Raw genomic sequence first — 15933 nt, forward strand, 5'->3', positions numbered from 1 at the left:
AAGAGGAGAGAGAAATGGAACGTATTTCATGGGATCAGTATTTTATGGCGCAGAGCCACTTACTTGCATTAAGAAGCACATGTACAAGGTTAATGGTTGGAGCGACAGTCGTAAGGGATAATCGCATTATTGCCGGCGGGTACAATGGATCAATTGCTGGGGGTGTGCATTGTGTGGACGAAGGATGCTATGTTATTGATAACCATTGCGTTCGAACCATCCATGCTGAAATGAATGCCTTGTTGCAATGTGCTAAATTTGGCGTACCAACTGAGGGTGCTGAGATTTATGTTACTCATTTCCCTTGCTTGCAGTGCTGTAAAGCCTTAATTCAAGCAGGAATTAAAACAATCTATTATGCCGAAGCCTATAAGAATCATCCATATGCTGAAGAATTATTCGAGCAGGCAGGCGTGCGCGTTAAACAGGTGATTGTTGATGAAAAATGGGTTGATTTCCATGATGAAAAGAAAATGAATTTTGTCATGGAGCTTATTAATGAGCTAAAAGAAAGAGGAGCTTCTGACTCTGATCTTGCTGGCTATCTAAAAGATGCAGCAAGTTTATTTCCGCAATTTGACTGATATGAGCAACCGATTTTTATTTTATAGTGCTGTAATTGCTGTTTTAGGGATTACAGCACCCATTTATTCAAATAAAACCTTTCTTCTTTTACTATTCCTCGTATTTTGTTACATTCTAAACAAATTTCCAATTAAACAATCGATTCTCCTATATGTGATCTTTTCAATATTTTGTGTCCATAGCTTTTTTTGGGATCGTTCAAATACCAGTCAGTTGACCGGGGCTGAAACTCAGCTTTTAATCCATTTTACATTCTATCCAGAAATTAATGGGGACCGTGTTAGCGGTCTTGCTGAACTCTCAGATAACGAGAAAATATGGATTACATATCGAATTAACCACGAAGAGGAGGCAAATGAATTAAAAAATATGATTCTAACCGGAAAGTCCTTTCGCGTAACCGGAAATCTGACAAAACCAACTCGTGCAACGGTCGAGAATGGATTTGATTTTGGGTCCTATCTAAGGTTTAATAGAGCGCATTGGATTTTGGAAATCGAAAATAAAGAAGATATATCCAAAGAAAGCCGCAATTTGTTTGTGAAACTGGCTCAAATGAGGGAGCAGGAAATTAAGCGGATTGATCGTTTATACTCAGGTACGGCTGGCAGCTTTACTAAAGCACTCATATTTGGTGAACAAAGTGGGATATCAGAGGATATGTATAACCAATTTAAGAAACTGGGGATTGTCCATATTTTAGCTTTGTCAGGGATGCAAGTTGCGTTAGTGGCAGCTATTTTATTTTATGGCTTTTTAAGAATAGGATTTACTCGGAGGCAAACCTTTTTGCTGCTAGCTTGTCTACTTCCTTTTTATGCAGTTATCACCGGATTGTCTGCTTCGATTGTCAGAGCAAGTATGATGGCTTCCATCTTTATGTTAGGTCAATATATCGGACTGCGGTTGACTGCTTTTAAAACAATAACGATTTGTCTAATGGGGTTTCTACTTATTAATCCGTATCAAATCTTCCAAATCGGTTTTCAGTTATCTTTTTTGCTGACATATGGGTTAATACTTTCATCGAAAATCCTTCAAAAATCGCCACATTCACCTGTTTTCAGTCTTTTTATTATGACAGCCATATGCCAAATCATCTCCACGCCAATCATAATCTATCATTTTTATGAAATTTCCCTCATTAGTTTTATTTCTAACCTACTTTATGTACCGTTGTTTACTTATTTATTGTTTCCTGTAACCATTGGTGTTTATTTGCTGATAATCCTTGATGTATTTGTTGAGCCAGGATTATGGATGCTCAATTTTATTTATTCCTTATTGGAGAAATCTACAGAGCTTATGTCTGCCTTGCCTGTCTCCACACTTATTTTTGGGAAGCCCTCCAAACTGGTAATGGTATGTATTGTGGTTTGTTTTATCTCTATTCTTATTGGAATAGAAATCCGCTCGAAACGCCTGTTTAATGCGTGTCTAATCACGATTTTAATGCTCTTTTATCAATATAATAGTCAGCTTATTTCGCGAAATGGAGAGATAACCTTTATAGATGTGGGGCAGGGGGATTCAACGTTCATTCAATTACCTGGTGATAATGGAACATATCTTATTGATACAGGTGGAGCCACTCTGTTTGGAAAGGAGGAGTGGACAGTACAAGATAGCCAGTTCGATCCTGGAAAAGATACTATATTGCCATTTTTAAAAAGCAAAGGAATTAAAGTCATTGATAAACTAGTCCTTACACATGCTGATCAGGACCATGTCGGAGGTGCGAGAGCTATTGTAAAAGAATTGAAGATAGGTGAGATATTGATACCATTTGAACAGCGTGAGGAGTTTAGAGAGACGGAAGTAATAAAGGAAGCGATTGATCAGAAAATCCCCGTTAAAGAAGTACAGGCAGGAATGGGGTGGACTGCAGGTGATGCTAAATTTATCATTTTATCACCGATAGAGAAAGTCGAGGAAAAGAATGAGTCTTCCATTGTTATAAAAGCACATATCAATCAGCTAGATTGGTTATTTGTTGGAGATTTAGGTGAACCCGGAGAAGACAAGCTTTTGCAAAATGAAATGAACCTAAGGGCTGATATTTTAAAAGTGGGACACCATGGCAGCAGAAACTCTTCCCAAGTAGAATTTATAAGAAAGGTAGATCCTAAAATAGCAGTCATTTCATCGGGCAGAGATAATCGTTTTGGCCACCCGCATGAGGAAGTCATTCATTTGCTTGATAAAGAAAATATTATTATTTATAGAACAGATTTGCAGGGCAGTATTCAATATACGTATACTCACAAAAAAGATGGAACGATTTCTATTCAAAGTCCATAGTATGTGTAAGAAATGAAAAACGGCCATGAGGCCGCTTGAAAAAATGAATTATGCACCGATTAATTGGATGACCATGGCAATAATAAACATGGTAGCGAAAAAACCAAATGATACAACAAATCCCATGATGGAATCTGATACGTCATTTGTCTTTGATTGTACATTCTTTTCAAACTCGTTCATTAATCCACCCCCCGACCTCTTTTATCATAGAACATTTAGTAAAAAAAATCCACAATCTCCAAATTTATATAATTATTATCCTTCTATTTTCCAAATAAACATTTCAGTACATGAAAGAGTCATTTAAATGGTAATTGATCTATAGCGCTTTTTCGCTTTCTTGTTAGGTATCCCGGGTCCGGCAAGAAGGCGTTGATATAGATTCTGGGAACCGGTTATTTTTTCCGGTTCCTCTTGAAAGACTTGTCAAAATGGATGGCGAAGATTAGGATGAAAGAAGGAATTTATAAATAGAGGCGATTATATTGGTAATGGATTTATGGAATACAATTAAAAGTAAACGGTTTAGTCCTGTCTATCTTTTATTTGGTGAAGAAGAGTATTTTATAAAAAAAACAAAGGCTTTAATCTGCGAGCATGCTCTTTCGGAGGATGAAGCGGAGTTTAATTTAGCTACTATTGATCTGGAGGAAACACCTATAGAGCTGGCGATTGAGGAATTAGAAACCTTACCGTTTATCGGGGAGCGCAGGGTTGTTATATTACATAATCCCGTATTTTTGACAGCCGAAAGAAAAAAGGAAAAGGTTGAGCATGATTTGAAAAGGTTGGAAAGCTATCTGGCTAATCCTTCACCAACATCAATTGCCATCTTTATAGCCCCATATCCAAAGCTGGACGAGCGTAAGAAAATCACGAAGGAATTAAAGAGACATTCTGCAGTGCTGGAAGCAAAACCGTTATACGAAAAGGAATTATCCAAATGGATTACTGCCAACGCTAAATCTTTAGGAGTGAAAATTACACCTGAGGCGGTAGAAACCTTGTTATCCTTGACGGGGAATCATTTAATGATGGCTGCAAATGAGTTGGAAAAGCTCGCTTTGTATGCGACGGTTGAACAGGAAATTGACAAGGCAATGGTAAATAAACTTGTTCCCAAGACCTTTGATCAGAATGTATTTGATTTGGTTGATTATATTATGAATGGTCAAAAAAAGGGAGCTATCCAGTTGTATAAGGAGCTTTTGATTTTAAAGGAAGAACCAATTCGTATATTAGCAGCCATTGCACGGCAATACAGGATTATACTTCAGGTTAAAAAGCTATCAGGACAAGGCTACAATGCACAGCAAATAGCATCTAAATTAAAAATGAGCCCTTATCCGGTTAAACTTGCACTGAAGCGTGTGAATGATTTTACAGAAATGAAATTAATGCGTGCTCTCTCTGAATTGGCAGAGCTGGACTATAAAATGAAGAGCGGTGCCGGAGACAAAGAAATTCTGTTAGAGCTGTTTATATTAAAATCATAACAGTACCTGGCAAACGAAAGGTATCATGGCAAGTACATGATACCTTTTTTGCAATGCTATCTTTTAATGGTAGTGAAGTTGTTTTCTATTAAGAGCCAGTTCTGTGGAAACGATAATCCTAATTTCCAATAACTCATCCCCCGAAGATTCAATTCCTTTAGGAGATTGAATTTTGCCTGTATGGAGCGGGCATCCTCAAACCAGACCTCGTGTTCTCTTCCTTCGGCATCCCTGTATCTAAAATAAGGTGCCTGAGCATTATTATCATAAAGAATGGGCACGTTATTACGTCGTGCCAGGTCAATGGCCTGTTGAGGGGATACCGCTCTGGCCGTAGTGCCCTGTACGAAGGGGAGTGTCCAATCATAGCCATACAGATTTTGCCCCATCATAATTTTACGTGAAGGAATCTCCGAGATCGCATAGGTAAGCACCTGGCGAACTGGTCCTATAGGGGATACAGCCTGAGCCGGCCCGCCGCTGTAACCCCATTCATAAGTCATAATGAGCACCCAATCGACAACTGCCCCCTGTGCTTTGTAATCATGTGCTTCATACCACTTGCCAGTTTGAGTGGCGCTTGTTTTAGGAGCCAGCGCAATTGAAACCTGCCAGCCCTGCGGTGAAAACCGCTCCTTTGCCTTTCTTAAGAAATTTGTATAGGCCTCCCGATCCTCGCCTCGCAGGCTTTCAAAGTCAAAATGAATATCTCTGAATCCTTGAGCTTTGGCTGTTTCCTCAATTGTGGAAAGCAATTTATTTTGTATATCTGTATTGTTTAAGATCAGAGCGCCGAGATCGCTGCTGAATGCATCATTCTCTAAATTTGTCACAACCATGACCAGTACATTGTTCGCGCTCCTGGCTATGGCCGGAAATTCACCTAATAGAGGCGGTTTCAGCGTACCGTCGCGTTGAACTTGATAGCTGAACGGTGATAAGTATGTAAGGTGAGGTGCTGCAATTCTTGCTTCTCGTTCCAGATTGGGAGAAACAGTATTTCCTCTTGGTTCCACGTATGCATTAAATTCAGCCTCGCGTTTAGGGATTGGGGGGATATACAGTCTTAATCCAACAGTTAATGGGGTATTTAAAGAAAGATTATTTATTTCTGCAATTTCTTGAGCAGTCCTTCCAAATTTCCGGCCAATCGTATATAGGCTATCTCCTGGCTGCACAAAGTAATAGCTCCCTGTAATCGGAATAACAAGTGCCTGACCAATAACCAAATCATTTGGATTTTCTAATTGATTTGAAGAGATAATCTGTTCAGGTGTAGTATTAAAGGTCTGCGCAATGGAGTAGATGCTTTCTCCTTGTCTGACAACATGTATTTGCATTTCTTTTCTCCTTTCGGTGGCTTATTATATTAAATGTATGTAGAGGAAGGAATAAGAATAACCAAAATGGATATTGCCCTAAGCAAGAGGATAAAATAGAAAGTTCGTAATTTGTCCACTTTTAGAAGCTGAAAGTTTACTAATTAATTCAATTTGGTATAAAGAATAGATTATAATTTGAATGAAGAGTTTGTTGCATCGTTGAGGAGTGGAATCATTTTGAAAAGGAAGTATAAGGGATTGCATCCCATTACCATACTACGGATTACGGGAATACTGGATGGTATCTCACTGCTTTTATTATTGGGGATTGCCATGCCGCTTAAATACTGGGGAGATTTACCTTTTGCCGTCACTGTTGCTGGTTCAATACACGGCGGTATATTTATGGGGTATGTAGCAGCGATTGTTTATACGCAGATTCGAATACAGTGGAACATAGGCTGGTCCTTATTAGCCTTTTTTGTTGCTTTTATCCCATTCGGTAATTTTTGTTTTGATGTTTGGTTGAAAAAGCATCAATCATTGTACGATGTAAAACCCTTACCGAAGCTGTGGATTGTATATGCCATTATCATGTTTACGTTTATCGATTTATTTACACAGCTGCCAGTTATGAGTACATATGCTACTTCGCTTGGCGCAAGTGTAATGATTGCAGGGTTTGTTGTGGGGATGTATTCATTGACCAATACTTTTGGGAACATATTGTCCGGGATTTTTACGGATAAATATGGATCTTTTATTGTGCTTTGTTCAGGTTTGCTTATGACGAGCGTTTCTTTACTGCTTTATAATTTTGTAAATGATGTACCTGAACTGATTATCGTGCGTTTCCTCCATGGCTTTCTTGGTGGATTAATTGTACCTGCTGCTTTTACCTACTTAGCTAACCAAATGGATAGTAAGAAGCAAGGCAGCCAAAGTGCTGTGACAGGTTCATTTATTGGAATTGCAGCTATTTGCGGTCCTGCATATGGCGGTATTATGGCTAGCAGGACATCTGTGCCATTTGTTTTTACGACCATTGCTGCGTGCGGGATTATTCTATTGCTTGCAACATTGTTGTTTTTGAGAACTCATTCTGATTCGAAACAGCAAAAGACGGAGAAGAGGGAAAAACTAACCTTTAATAAAGGAATACTCCAAGCCTACACTGGAGCATTCTTTTTAATGTTTTCACAAGGGGCGCTTGCCTATTTGTTACCCTTGCACATTGATGTGTTAGGCTATACTTCAAGATTAAGCGGTACGTTAATGAGTATATTTGGATTGGTTGCTGTTGCGATCTTTATTCTGCCGACGAATAAATATTTTGATCGAATTCCGCCTTTGGTTAGCTTTTCGATTGGATTGGCATGTATGGGGGTCAGTCAAGTTTTACTAGGGCAATCGAGTGAACTAATAGTTCTTTATTCTATAATGGTTTTATACGGGATTGGGTTTGCTTTCTTATTTCCTGCCGTAAATTCATTACTGGTTCAATCGACTACTGAAAGAATGCGCGGGAAGGCGTATGGATATTTTTATGCGTTATTTTCATTAGGGGTTGTTGCTGGATCATCAGGTCTCGGATTAATACCAGCTTCTATATCCACGCAATTTAGCTTAATTGGAATCTTATTACTAGTTTGTGCAACAGTTATATATATGCAGGCAAAGCAACCGGAAACAGATACTGTAGAAGACAGTGTTGAAGGTTAAATAGAGATTTTATCGGAAGGAGCTATCAGGCTCCTTTTTTTATTGGCCTGAAGAAGTGAGGTTGTTATACAGGGTTAATCTTTATAAAAGTTAAAATGGAAGCTGCGATGCTGCTCCTGCAGCTTTCTATTATGTACTAATTTCTTTCGCGCTCCGAAAATTCAACTGGTAATTATCTCTATAGTGATTTCCTATCAATAAAATAATCTATATTCTCATAATAAATCACAAAAAAAAACGACCCTCTAGAGGGTACGTTTCATTAAGCGTTCAACTTGTTTACTTTTTTCATAAGACGAGATTTTTTACGAGCAGCAGCATTTTTGCTGATTAAGCCTTTAGTTGCAGCTTTATCTAGTCCTTTAACAGCAGCAACGATAGATTCGTTAGCAGCAGTAGCATCGTTAAGAGCAATTGCAGATTCTACTTTTTTAACGTTTGTACGTACAGCAGATTTTTGAGCAATATTGTTAGCTCTAGCAGTTTCGTTAGTTTTAACGCGTTTAATAGCTGATTTGATATTAGCCATTCTTTTCACCTCCAGAAGAACCGAGATTATGTCAACTCGATATTCTAATCAAATAACATTCACAACATATGATATTCTATCAAAATGTATGTCTTTATGCAATACTCAGATGCATCAAATCAAAAAAAACCATAGTGATAAGTAGTTTTTTCTGTTTAAACAAAGCTCTTTACATATTAAAAGAATGAGAAGAAAGAAATACGGGGAAAATAGCTCCTATAGATCATTTCATGGGGGTAATCATTTGAATAAAGATTTAGATATGAGTCAGTATCAAATAAGGACTGATTTGGCTATTGAGGCTAGGGAACTGGCTATTCCGCTATCTGACGCACCGGACACATCGAATATCGAAGGTGTAATTTTTAAAGAGCGAGAGATGGATGGGATTAAATTATCGCATGTTGAAATAACGAAAGAAGGCGAAAAACAGGTAGGGAAAAAGCCTGGTTTTTACATAACACTGGAAGTTCAAGGAATTCGTGAGCAGGATTCTGAGCTGCAAAAAAAAGTCGAGGTTGTGTTTGCTAAACAACTGGCCTATTTAATAGACAGGGTTGGATTAAAAAAAGATGCACATTGTCTTGTTGTAGGATTGGGCAATTGGCATGTAACACCGGATGCTCTTGGTCCGACGGTAACGGATAATTTAATCGTAACTAGGCATTTGTTTAAATTTCAGCCTGAATCTGTTTCTGAAGGTTTTCGTCCGGTCAGTGCCATCTCCCCAGGGGTTATGGGTGTGACGGGAATTGAAACCAGCGATATTATTAAAGGAATCGTAGACAATATTCATCCTGATTTCATCATTGCTATTGATGCATTGGCAGCTCGTTCTATTGAACGTGTAAATACTACCATTCAAATTACAGATACCGGAATCCATCCTGGATCTGGTGTGGGCAATAAACGGAAAGAACTTAGTAAGGAAACATTGGGAGTGCCAGTTATCTCGATTGGTGTACCAACAGTGGTGGATGCTGTATCGATTACCTCTGATACAATTGATTATATATTGAAGCATTTTGGACGTGAATTAAAAGAGGGGGACCGTCCTCGCCGTGCTCTTGCTCCGGCTGGGATGACATTTGGAAAGAAACGTAAATTAACGGAAGAAGACTTACCGGAAGAAGAGCACAAAAAGACATTTCTTGGTATTGTAGGTACACTATCCGATGAGGAAAAGAGAATGTTAATCCGTGAAGTGCTCGCTCCTTTGGGACATAATTTGATGGTTACGCCTAAGGAAGTGGATGTATTCATAGAGGAAATGGCAAACTTGATAGCCAATGGTATGAATGCAGCTCTGCATGAGGCTATAAATCAAGATAATACAGGCTATTACACACATTAATCTCCAAGTACGGTTCTAGTTACTCTATCAAAGCATACAATTTACTAGAATGCTTCTGAAAGGGTGGAACCATGAAAGCAAAAAAACCTAGTTTTGTCGTAGTTGCACTTCAAGCAGCCACCATTATTCGTTTCATACTAATCATACTTGTTACGATGGTTTTTATATTTTTAATAACCGGATTATTGACATCGCTTAAACCAGAATTTCGACCAAGTTCAGATTCGGTGAATGAAGCGACCGGACAAGTTCCTGGTAAAATTTTATATAAATATTTAGGACAAGGGAATAAGTACTTTTTGCAATCATTCCCCGAAGAGGAGACAGAGACTGTTTCGAGGCAGATTTTCCACTCATTGACAAATATCTCGTTAAATGATCCACGGAGTCTACTGGGACATGAGCTACCGGGATATTCCTTGTTTGATGGGGAGATTTTAGTGGCAGGTGAGGGTACTAATTACACAAATATGCCAATTGAGTCTCCTCCATCAGAGGAAGCTATGGAAAAAGATACAGAGACTGAGGAAATCGTGGATGAAGAAGAACCTGTTAAAACAGACCAGGCTGGTACTCAGAAAACGAAAGAAGAAGTGATGTATATCTATTTCTCACATACAAGGGAATCGTATCTTCCTTTATTAAAAGGTGTGACAGATATTAATTCAGCCTTCCATTCTAAAGCAAATGTAACGCTTGTTGGTGAAAAACTAAAGAAGTCGCTTGAAGCGAAAGGTATTGGGACAAAGGTAGATAAAACAGATGTTAATGCCATATTGAACAAGAAAGGGCTGCAATACGGCAGTTCATACAGTCAGTCGCGAAGTCTTGTTCAAGAGGTTATGGCTAACGATAAAAACATAAAATATTTTATTGATGTTCACCGTGATTCTCAGCGAAAAAAAGTGACGACTATTACGATAAATGGAAAAGCGTATGCTAGATTATGCTTCATTATTGGCGGAGAAAACCCAAACTATGAACAGAACTTAAAGCTGGCAGAGGAGATGCACAAGAAAATTTCAGAAAAATATCCTGGTTTAAGTCGCGGTGTTTTTGAAAAAAGAGGTGCGGGGACGAATGGGAAGTTTAATCAGGATTTATCCGGAAATGCTATGTTAGTTGAAGCTGGTGGGGTGGATAATACATTGGACGAATTAAATGCTTCCATGGAAGTGTTGGCTGATGCATTAGCTGAGCATTATTGGGATGCCGAGCCAGTACAGGGAAATGCTCGGGATTGAGAAATAATTAAAGGAGAATGTCATGATGGGTAAATTTATTTTAAAAATAAGTATGCTTCTTTTCCTCCTTCTCTTCGGGGTCATCCTGGGGATGCAGCTGGCCAATCAAAATATGAAAAAAATGCAGGGATATGATGATCCAAAAATGTATGAAGCCTTTACAATTGATCAACAGGATGACGGAGACATTAACGCTACGGTTCTTGGAAATCAGGTTTCGACAACTGACCTGGAGGAAAAGAAAAAGGAAATGGAAGAATGGAAGGCATTTAATGTTTTATCCAGTGTAGGGAAAGGCATATCTGATACCTTAACAAGTTTATTTAAAGGGATGGCAGGAATGATTTCAGATGAATAATATAATCCAAGCGAGCTCGTACGGAGCTGAATAAAACTCCGCGAGCTTTCTTTATTTATATATTTAATTCCCTCATTTCTCCTAAACCGTTTACGGTTTGAATTTATTTCTGCTATAATCAGTAATATCTGTGTTTTGAAAGTAACAGGAGTGAACAGAATGAATAATCAGGAACGGCTAAAACGACAAAGTAAAATCCGTAACTTTTCGATTATTGCCCATATTGACCATGGGAAATCGACATTAGCGGACAGAATATTAGAAAAAACGAATGCTCTTACTTCCAGAGAGATGAAAGACCAGCTTCTTGATTCCATGGATTTGGAAAGAGAGCGCGGAATAACAATCAAATTGAATGCTGTTCAATTGAAATATAAGGCGAAAGACGGCGAGGAATATATTTTCCATTTAATTGATACTCCGGGACACGTGGATTTCACGTATGAAGTATCCAGAAGTTTGGCAGCGTGTGAAGGTGCTGTGCTAGTGGTCGATGCTGCACAGGGAATCGAAGCGCAAACTTTGGCCAATGTTTATTTGGCACTAGATAATGATCTGGAGATCTTGCCAATCATTAATAAAATAGATTTGCCTAGTGCTGACCCGGAACGCGTTCGTGGTGAAATTGAAGATGTAATTGGGCTGGATGCATCTGAAGCTGTTCTTGCCTCTGCTAAAGCTGGTATCGGGATTGAAGAAATCCTCGAACAAATTGCGGAAAAAGTACCTGCACCAACTGGAGATCCCGAAGCTCCTCTGAAAGCATTGATTTTTGATTCAATCTATGATGCATATCGTGGAGTTATCGTATCCATTCGAGTGATGGAGGGAACAGTTAAACCGGGCGATAAAATCAGAATGATGGCGACCGGTAAAGAATTTGAAGTTCTCGAAGTTGGTGTCCATACTCCAAAAGCAACTCTATGCGATGAATTAACGGTAGGGGATGTTGGCTTCCTGACAGCTGCCATTAAAAATGTCGGCGATACACAAGTCGGGGACACAATCACCAATGCCAAAAATGGTGCAACAGAACCATTACCGGGGTATCGTCGTATGAATCCGATGGTTTATTGCGGTCTATATCCAATTGATACAGCAAAATTTAACGATTTACGAGAAGCGCTTGAAAAACTTGAGCTAAACGATTCTTCCTTGCAATATGAACCAGAAACCTCTCAGGCGCTTGGATTTGGTTTCCGTTGCGGATTTCTTGGATTATTGCATATGGAAATTATCCAGGAAAGAATTGAACGTGAATTTAATATTGATTTGATTACAACGGCACCAAGCGTAATTTATAAGGTTAAGATGACAGATGGCAGTGAGATTAATATCGATAATCCATCTAACATGCCTGACCCGCAAAAGATTGAAAGTATTGAGGAGCCATATGTAAAAGCTACCTTGATGGCACCAAATGATTTTGTCGGTGCGATTATGGAGCTTTGTCAAATGAAGCGTGGGAATTTCATCGATATGCAATATGCTGATGAGAACCGCGTAACAATCATTTATGAACTGCCATTATCCGAGATTGTTTATGATTTCTTTGACCAATTAAAATCCAATACAAAAGGATATGCATCTTTTGACTATGAGTTAATTGGCTACCAAGAATCCAAACTGGTTAAAATGGACATCTTATTAAACGGTGAAACCGTTGATGCATTGAGCTTTATTGTTCATAGAGACTTTGCATATGAGCGTGGAAAAATTATTGTAGAAAAGTTGAAGGAGCTTATTCCTCGACAACAATTTGAGGTGCCTATACAGGCAGCGATCGGCAATAAAATTATTGCACGTTCTTCGATTAAAGCAATGAGGAAGAATGTACTTGCAAAATGTTACGGTGGAGATATTTCACGTAAACGTAAATTATTGGAGAAACAAAAAGAAGGTAAAAAACGCATGAAACAAGTTGGTTCTGTAGAAGTTCCACAAGAAGCGTTTATGGCAGTTCTGAAGATGGATGATTCCAATTCAAAAAAATAAAATAGTAAGAAAAGCAGGCCAGACATTTTTGTTCTGGCCTCTATTTTATTATGATAGATATAACGTTTTTTTGATCTTAGAAAGGGGTGTTGGAATTGGTTAAAAGTTTATATATCCACATTCCATTTTGTACACAAATATGTCACTACTGTGATTTTAATAAATTTTTTATTCAGAACCAGCCGGTGGATGAATATATCCAAACGTTATTGACTGAGATGGATTTATATAATCTGTCTCAAAATGAACCATTATCCACCGTTTTTATTGGAGGAGGTACTCCATCTGCTTTAGAACCTCTGCAGCTGGAACAATTGTTATTTTCCATGAAAGAAAAAGTTACGCTTGCGCCAGGGTATGAATACACAGTTGAGGCAAATCCTGGGGATTTGTCAAAGGAAAAATTAAGAATTATGAAGGAAGCGGGCGTTAACCGATTAAGTCTGGGTGTTCAATCCTTCAACGAAGAGCTATTGAAAAAGATTGGTCGTGCGCACAACGTCAAAGATGTGTATGAAACCATTGATATGGCTAGAGAAGAAGGGTTTGACAACATTAGCATTGACTTGATTTATTCCTTGCCCGGTCAAACACTCAGTGATTTGGAGGATACAATAGATCGCGCTTTACAATTAAACCTTCCGCATTTTTCGGCTTACTCATTAATTATTGAACCGAAGACTGTGTTTTATATCATGCTCAATAAAGGCAAATTATCCTTACCTGGTGAGGATGCTGAAGCAACTATGTATGAATATGTGATGGAACGTTTAGTAAAAGCGGGCTACGATCAATATGAGATTTCAAATTTTGCAAAAAAAGGATTTGAAAGCAGGCATAACCTCGTATATTGGAACAATGAAGAATACTATGGGCTTGGTGCTGGTGCTCATGGATACCTCGATGCTGTCCGTTATCATAATCATGGACCCTTAAAGAAATATATGAATGCTATTCAGGATGGCAGGAAGCCGATCGTTGAACAAGCAACTGTTTCTAAAAAGGAACAAATGGAAGAAGAGATGTTTTTGGGGCTTCGAAAAATGGAGGGAGTTTCTCTGGAGCATTTTCAAAAGAGATTTTCTGTAAACATAAATGACGTATTTGGGGAAACAATAAAAAGAATGGTTTCAGAGGGGTTATTGGAGCTGGTAAACGGAAGAGTACGACTGACACATCCGGGTAAATTAATGGGGAACGAAGTGTTTCAGGCATTTTTATTATAGTTTAAAAATGAGTGAGAAAACATAATCATAACCGTTGACACATAACGACGGTTTTGTTACTTTATTTATAGACTTAGCACTCAGTAGTAAAGAGTGCTAACAGGGGTGATTATCGATGTTAACAAATAGACAACTGGCAATTTTACAGGTGATCATCGATGATTTTATTTCTACCGCCCAACCTGTGGGGTCCAGAAATATTTCCAAAAAAGAAGGCATTTCGCTAAGTTCTGCCACAATTAGAAATGAAATGGCTGATTTAGAGGAAATGGGGTATCTCGAAAAAACACATACCTCTTCAGGGCGTATTCCCTCTGAAAAAGGGTATCGGTACTATGTGGATCATCTTGTATCACCTCAGCAGCTGCAAAAGGATGATGTTCTTAAGCTTAAATCTGTTTTTAAAGAGAGATTATTTGAGTTAGAGAAGATAGTGCAACGTTCTGCCGGCATACTATCCGAGATTACAAATTATACGGCGATTATGCTGGGACCTGCTGTTCTAGAGAATCACTTACGTCGAATCCAAATTGTACCGCTTGATACAAATAAGGCAATTGCTATCATCGTGACGGATACTGGTCATGTTGAAAATAAAATGATTTATCTTCCTCCAGGATTTGATATGAATGAAATGGAGAGAGTGGTAAATATCCTGAATGATCGCTTGAGAGGTGTACCATTGGTGCAGCTGAAAGATAAGATATTCAGGGAAGTGGCTGTACTATTAAAACAGCATATTACAAATTATGATATGGTTCTGCAAATGCTGGCAACATCTCTGCAATTGCCAGAGAATGAGAAACTTTTCTTTGGCGGTAAGGCGAATATGCTAAGCCAACCTGAATTTCATGATATTGAAAAAGTAAAGGCAATCTTTAAAATCATGGAACAGGAAAGAGACTTGTATGAGTTGGTCAGTAAAACACATGAAGGAATCAATGTGAAAATAGGCACCGAAAATAATAATATGGCGCTTGAAAACTGCAGTATTATAAGCACTACCTACTCCATTGGAGACGAAAATCTTGGAACAATAGCTATTCTTGGGCCAACTCGGATGGATTATTCCAGAGTGATGAGTTTATTGTCATTTTTCGCGAATGACTTAACTGAGATGCTGACCAAACAGTATCAAAATAAAAAGTAACGGTAATAGTAGTAATACTGCTTTAACGTATATAGAACAACACTTTCAGGGAGGTGAGAAGCAGTGTCTGAAAAAAATCAAGAAAATATTGAAGAAATATTTGATGAAGCAGAAGAAAATAAAATGAATGATACAGCCTCTGAGGAAACCACTGGAACAAGTGAACCTGTTGAGGAAGCTTCCGAAAATGAAGGGGATAGCAAAGTAGCTGAACTAGAAAAGAAATTGCAGGAAGCTGAAGCAAAATATGTTCGTCTTTATGCAGATTTTGATAACTATCGCCGCCGTGTTAAATTGGATGCTGAAGCAGCGCAAAAATACAGAGCTCAGTCTCTTGTAACAAACCTATTGCCTGCTTTAGATAATTTTGATCGGGCGATAAATAGTACAACTGAAACAGATGAAACAAAACCGCTTCTTCAAGGAATGAATATGGTTTTAACAGGTATTTTATCTGCCTTGAAAGAAGAAGGTGTAGAGGTAATTGAATCAGTAGGTAAAGAATTTGATCCTCATGTTCATCAGGCAATTATGCAGGACAATAACGAAGAATACGGTTCAAATATCATTGTGGAAGAATTCCAAAAGGGTTATAAATTAAAAGACCGGGTTATTCGACCATCAATGGTTAAAGTGAATCAGTAATCA

At 38.4% G+C, this 15933-nt stretch carries 14 protein-coding genes; 11 read left to right on the plus strand and 3 right to left on the minus strand.

Annotation, left to right across the window (positions count from 1 at the left end):
- Positions 1-14 precede the first annotated feature (14 nt).
- Together AC4D4B_RS05930 and AC4D4B_RS05935 are read left to right on the plus strand one after the other, a co-directional pair.
- On the plus strand, positions 15-584 hold the full coding sequence (locus AC4D4B_RS05930; RefSeq protein ID WP_490999409.1) for a ComE operon protein 2: 570 nt from the start codon (positions 15-17) through the stop codon (positions 582-584).
- Positions 553-2886, plus strand: coding sequence for a DNA internalization-related competence protein ComEC/Rec2 (locus AC4D4B_RS05935; RefSeq protein WP_490999410.1), 2334 nt, complete (start codon positions 553-555; stop codon positions 2884-2886). Before AC4D4B_RS05930 ends, AC4D4B_RS05935 begins: the two co-directional genes overlap by 32 nt.
- A 48-nt stretch (positions 2887-2934) precedes the next feature.
- On the opposite strand, the gene AC4D4B_RS05940 is transcribed toward AC4D4B_RS05935, so the two are convergent.
- The gene (locus AC4D4B_RS05940; protein ID WP_066105296.1) at positions 2935-3069 is read right to left on the minus strand and encodes a YqzM family protein; all 135 of its coding nucleotides are present in this window, start codon (positions 3067-3069) and stop codon (positions 2935-2937) included.
- A gap of 311 nt (positions 3070-3380) precedes the next feature.
- Between AC4D4B_RS05940 and holA the strand changes: the two genes are divergently transcribed.
- The gene (gene holA / locus AC4D4B_RS05945; protein WP_490999411.1) at positions 3381-4385 is read left to right on the plus strand and encodes a DNA polymerase III subunit delta; all 1005 of its coding nucleotides are present in this window, start codon (positions 3381-3383) and stop codon (positions 4383-4385) included.
- A 56-nt stretch (positions 4386-4441) separates the two neighbouring features.
- Here the strand turns inward: holA and AC4D4B_RS05950 are convergent, their stop codons facing one another.
- On the minus strand, positions 4442-5725 hold the full coding sequence (locus tag AC4D4B_RS05950; RefSeq protein WP_490999412.1) for a LysM peptidoglycan-binding domain-containing protein: 1284 nt from the start codon (positions 5723-5725) through the stop codon (positions 4442-4444).
- 219 nt (positions 5726-5944) lie between these two features.
- Here AC4D4B_RS05950 and AC4D4B_RS05955 point away from each other — a divergent pair, with 219 nt between their 5' ends.
- Entirely contained in the window at positions 5945-7429 is a 1485-nt protein-coding gene (locus AC4D4B_RS05955) for an MFS transporter (RefSeq protein WP_490999413.1), read from the plus strand.
- A 262-nt stretch (positions 7430-7691) separates the two neighbouring features.
- On the opposite strand, the gene rpsT is transcribed toward AC4D4B_RS05955, so the two are convergent.
- Positions 7692-7958, minus strand: a complete 267-nt coding sequence (gene rpsT / locus AC4D4B_RS05960; RefSeq protein WP_066105290.1) for a 30S ribosomal protein S20 — start codon at positions 7956-7958, stop codon at positions 7692-7694.
- A gap of 262 nt (positions 7959-8220) precedes the next feature.
- Here rpsT and gpr point away from each other — a divergent pair, with 262 nt between their 5' ends.
- The 7 genes from gpr (at position 8221) to grpE (ending at position 15930) form a co-directional block, all read left to right on the plus strand.
- Complete coding sequence (gene gpr / locus AC4D4B_RS05965; protein ID WP_175354282.1) at positions 8221-9312, plus strand: GPR endopeptidase; 1092 nt, start codon at positions 8221-8223, stop codon at positions 9310-9312.
- 71 nt (positions 9313-9383) lie between these two features.
- Positions 9384-10556 (plus strand): stage II sporulation protein P, encoded by a 1173-nt coding sequence (gene spoIIP / locus AC4D4B_RS05970; RefSeq protein WP_490999414.1) that lies wholly within the window; start codon positions 9384-9386, stop codon positions 10554-10556.
- Between the two features lie 25 nt (positions 10557-10581).
- Positions 10582-10914 (plus strand): DUF3679 domain-containing protein, encoded by a 333-nt coding sequence (locus tag AC4D4B_RS05975; protein ID WP_490996616.1) that lies wholly within the window; start codon positions 10582-10584, stop codon positions 10912-10914.
- A 159-nt stretch (positions 10915-11073) separates the two neighbouring features.
- Positions 11074-12909, plus strand: coding sequence for a translation elongation factor 4 (gene lepA / locus AC4D4B_RS05980; RefSeq protein WP_066105279.1), 1836 nt, complete (start codon positions 11074-11076; stop codon positions 12907-12909).
- A 95-nt stretch (positions 12910-13004) separates the two neighbouring features.
- Positions 13005-14135, plus strand: coding sequence for a radical SAM family heme chaperone HemW (hemW, locus tag AC4D4B_RS05985; RefSeq protein WP_490999415.1), 1131 nt, complete (start codon positions 13005-13007; stop codon positions 14133-14135).
- 115 nt (positions 14136-14250) lie between these two features.
- The gene (gene hrcA, locus AC4D4B_RS05990) at positions 14251-15285 is read left to right on the plus strand and encodes a heat-inducible transcriptional repressor HrcA (protein WP_490996618.1); all 1035 of its coding nucleotides are present in this window, start codon (positions 14251-14253) and stop codon (positions 15283-15285) included.
- Positions 15286-15348: 63 nt separating this feature from the next.
- Positions 15349-15930: a nucleotide exchange factor GrpE gene (gene grpE / locus AC4D4B_RS05995; RefSeq protein ID WP_490996619.1), complete on the plus strand. Its 582-nt coding sequence runs from the start codon at positions 15349-15351 to the stop codon at positions 15928-15930.
- Positions 15931-15933 lie beyond the last annotated feature (3 nt).

Source organism: Pradoshia sp. Z6_59, assembly GCF_058267515.1.

Bases quoted from the DNA above. Each gene is read 5' to 3' on its own strand.
- AC4D4B_RS05975 (WP_490996616.1), top strand. From the start codon at position 10,582: ATGGGTAAATTTATTTTAAAAATAAGTATGCTTCTTTTCCTCCTTCTC.
- lepA (WP_066105279.1), top strand. From the start codon at position 11,074: ATGAATAATCAGGAACGGCTAAAACGACAAAGTAAAATCCGTAACTTT.
- spoIIP (WP_490999414.1), top strand. From the start codon at position 9,384: ATGAAAGCAAAAAAACCTAGTTTTGTCGTAGTTGCACTTCAAGCAGCC.
- AC4D4B_RS05950 (WP_490999412.1), bottom strand. From the start codon at position 5,725: ATGCAAATACATGTTGTCAGACAAGGAGAAAGCATCTACTCCATTGCG.
- AC4D4B_RS05940 (WP_066105296.1), bottom strand. From the start codon at position 3,069: ATGAACGAGTTTGAAAAGAATGTACAATCAAAGACAAATGACGTATCA.
- holA (WP_490999411.1), top strand. From the start codon at position 3,381: ATGGATTTATGGAATACAATTAAAAGTAAACGGTTTAGTCCTGTCTAT.
- AC4D4B_RS05935 (WP_490999410.1), top strand. From the start codon at position 553: ATGCAGCAAGTTTATTTCCGCAATTTGACTGATATGAGCAACCGATTT.
- rpsT (WP_066105290.1), bottom strand. From the start codon at position 7,958: ATGGCTAATATCAAATCAGCTATTAAACGCGTTAAAACTAACGAAACT.
- hrcA (WP_490996618.1), top strand. From the start codon at position 14,251: ATGTTAACAAATAGACAACTGGCAATTTTACAGGTGATCATCGATGAT.
- gpr (WP_175354282.1), top strand. From the start codon at position 8,221: ATGAGTCAGTATCAAATAAGGACTGATTTGGCTATTGAGGCTAGGGAA.
- AC4D4B_RS05930 (WP_490999409.1), top strand. From the start codon at position 15: ATGGAACGTATTTCATGGGATCAGTATTTTATGGCGCAGAGCCACTTA.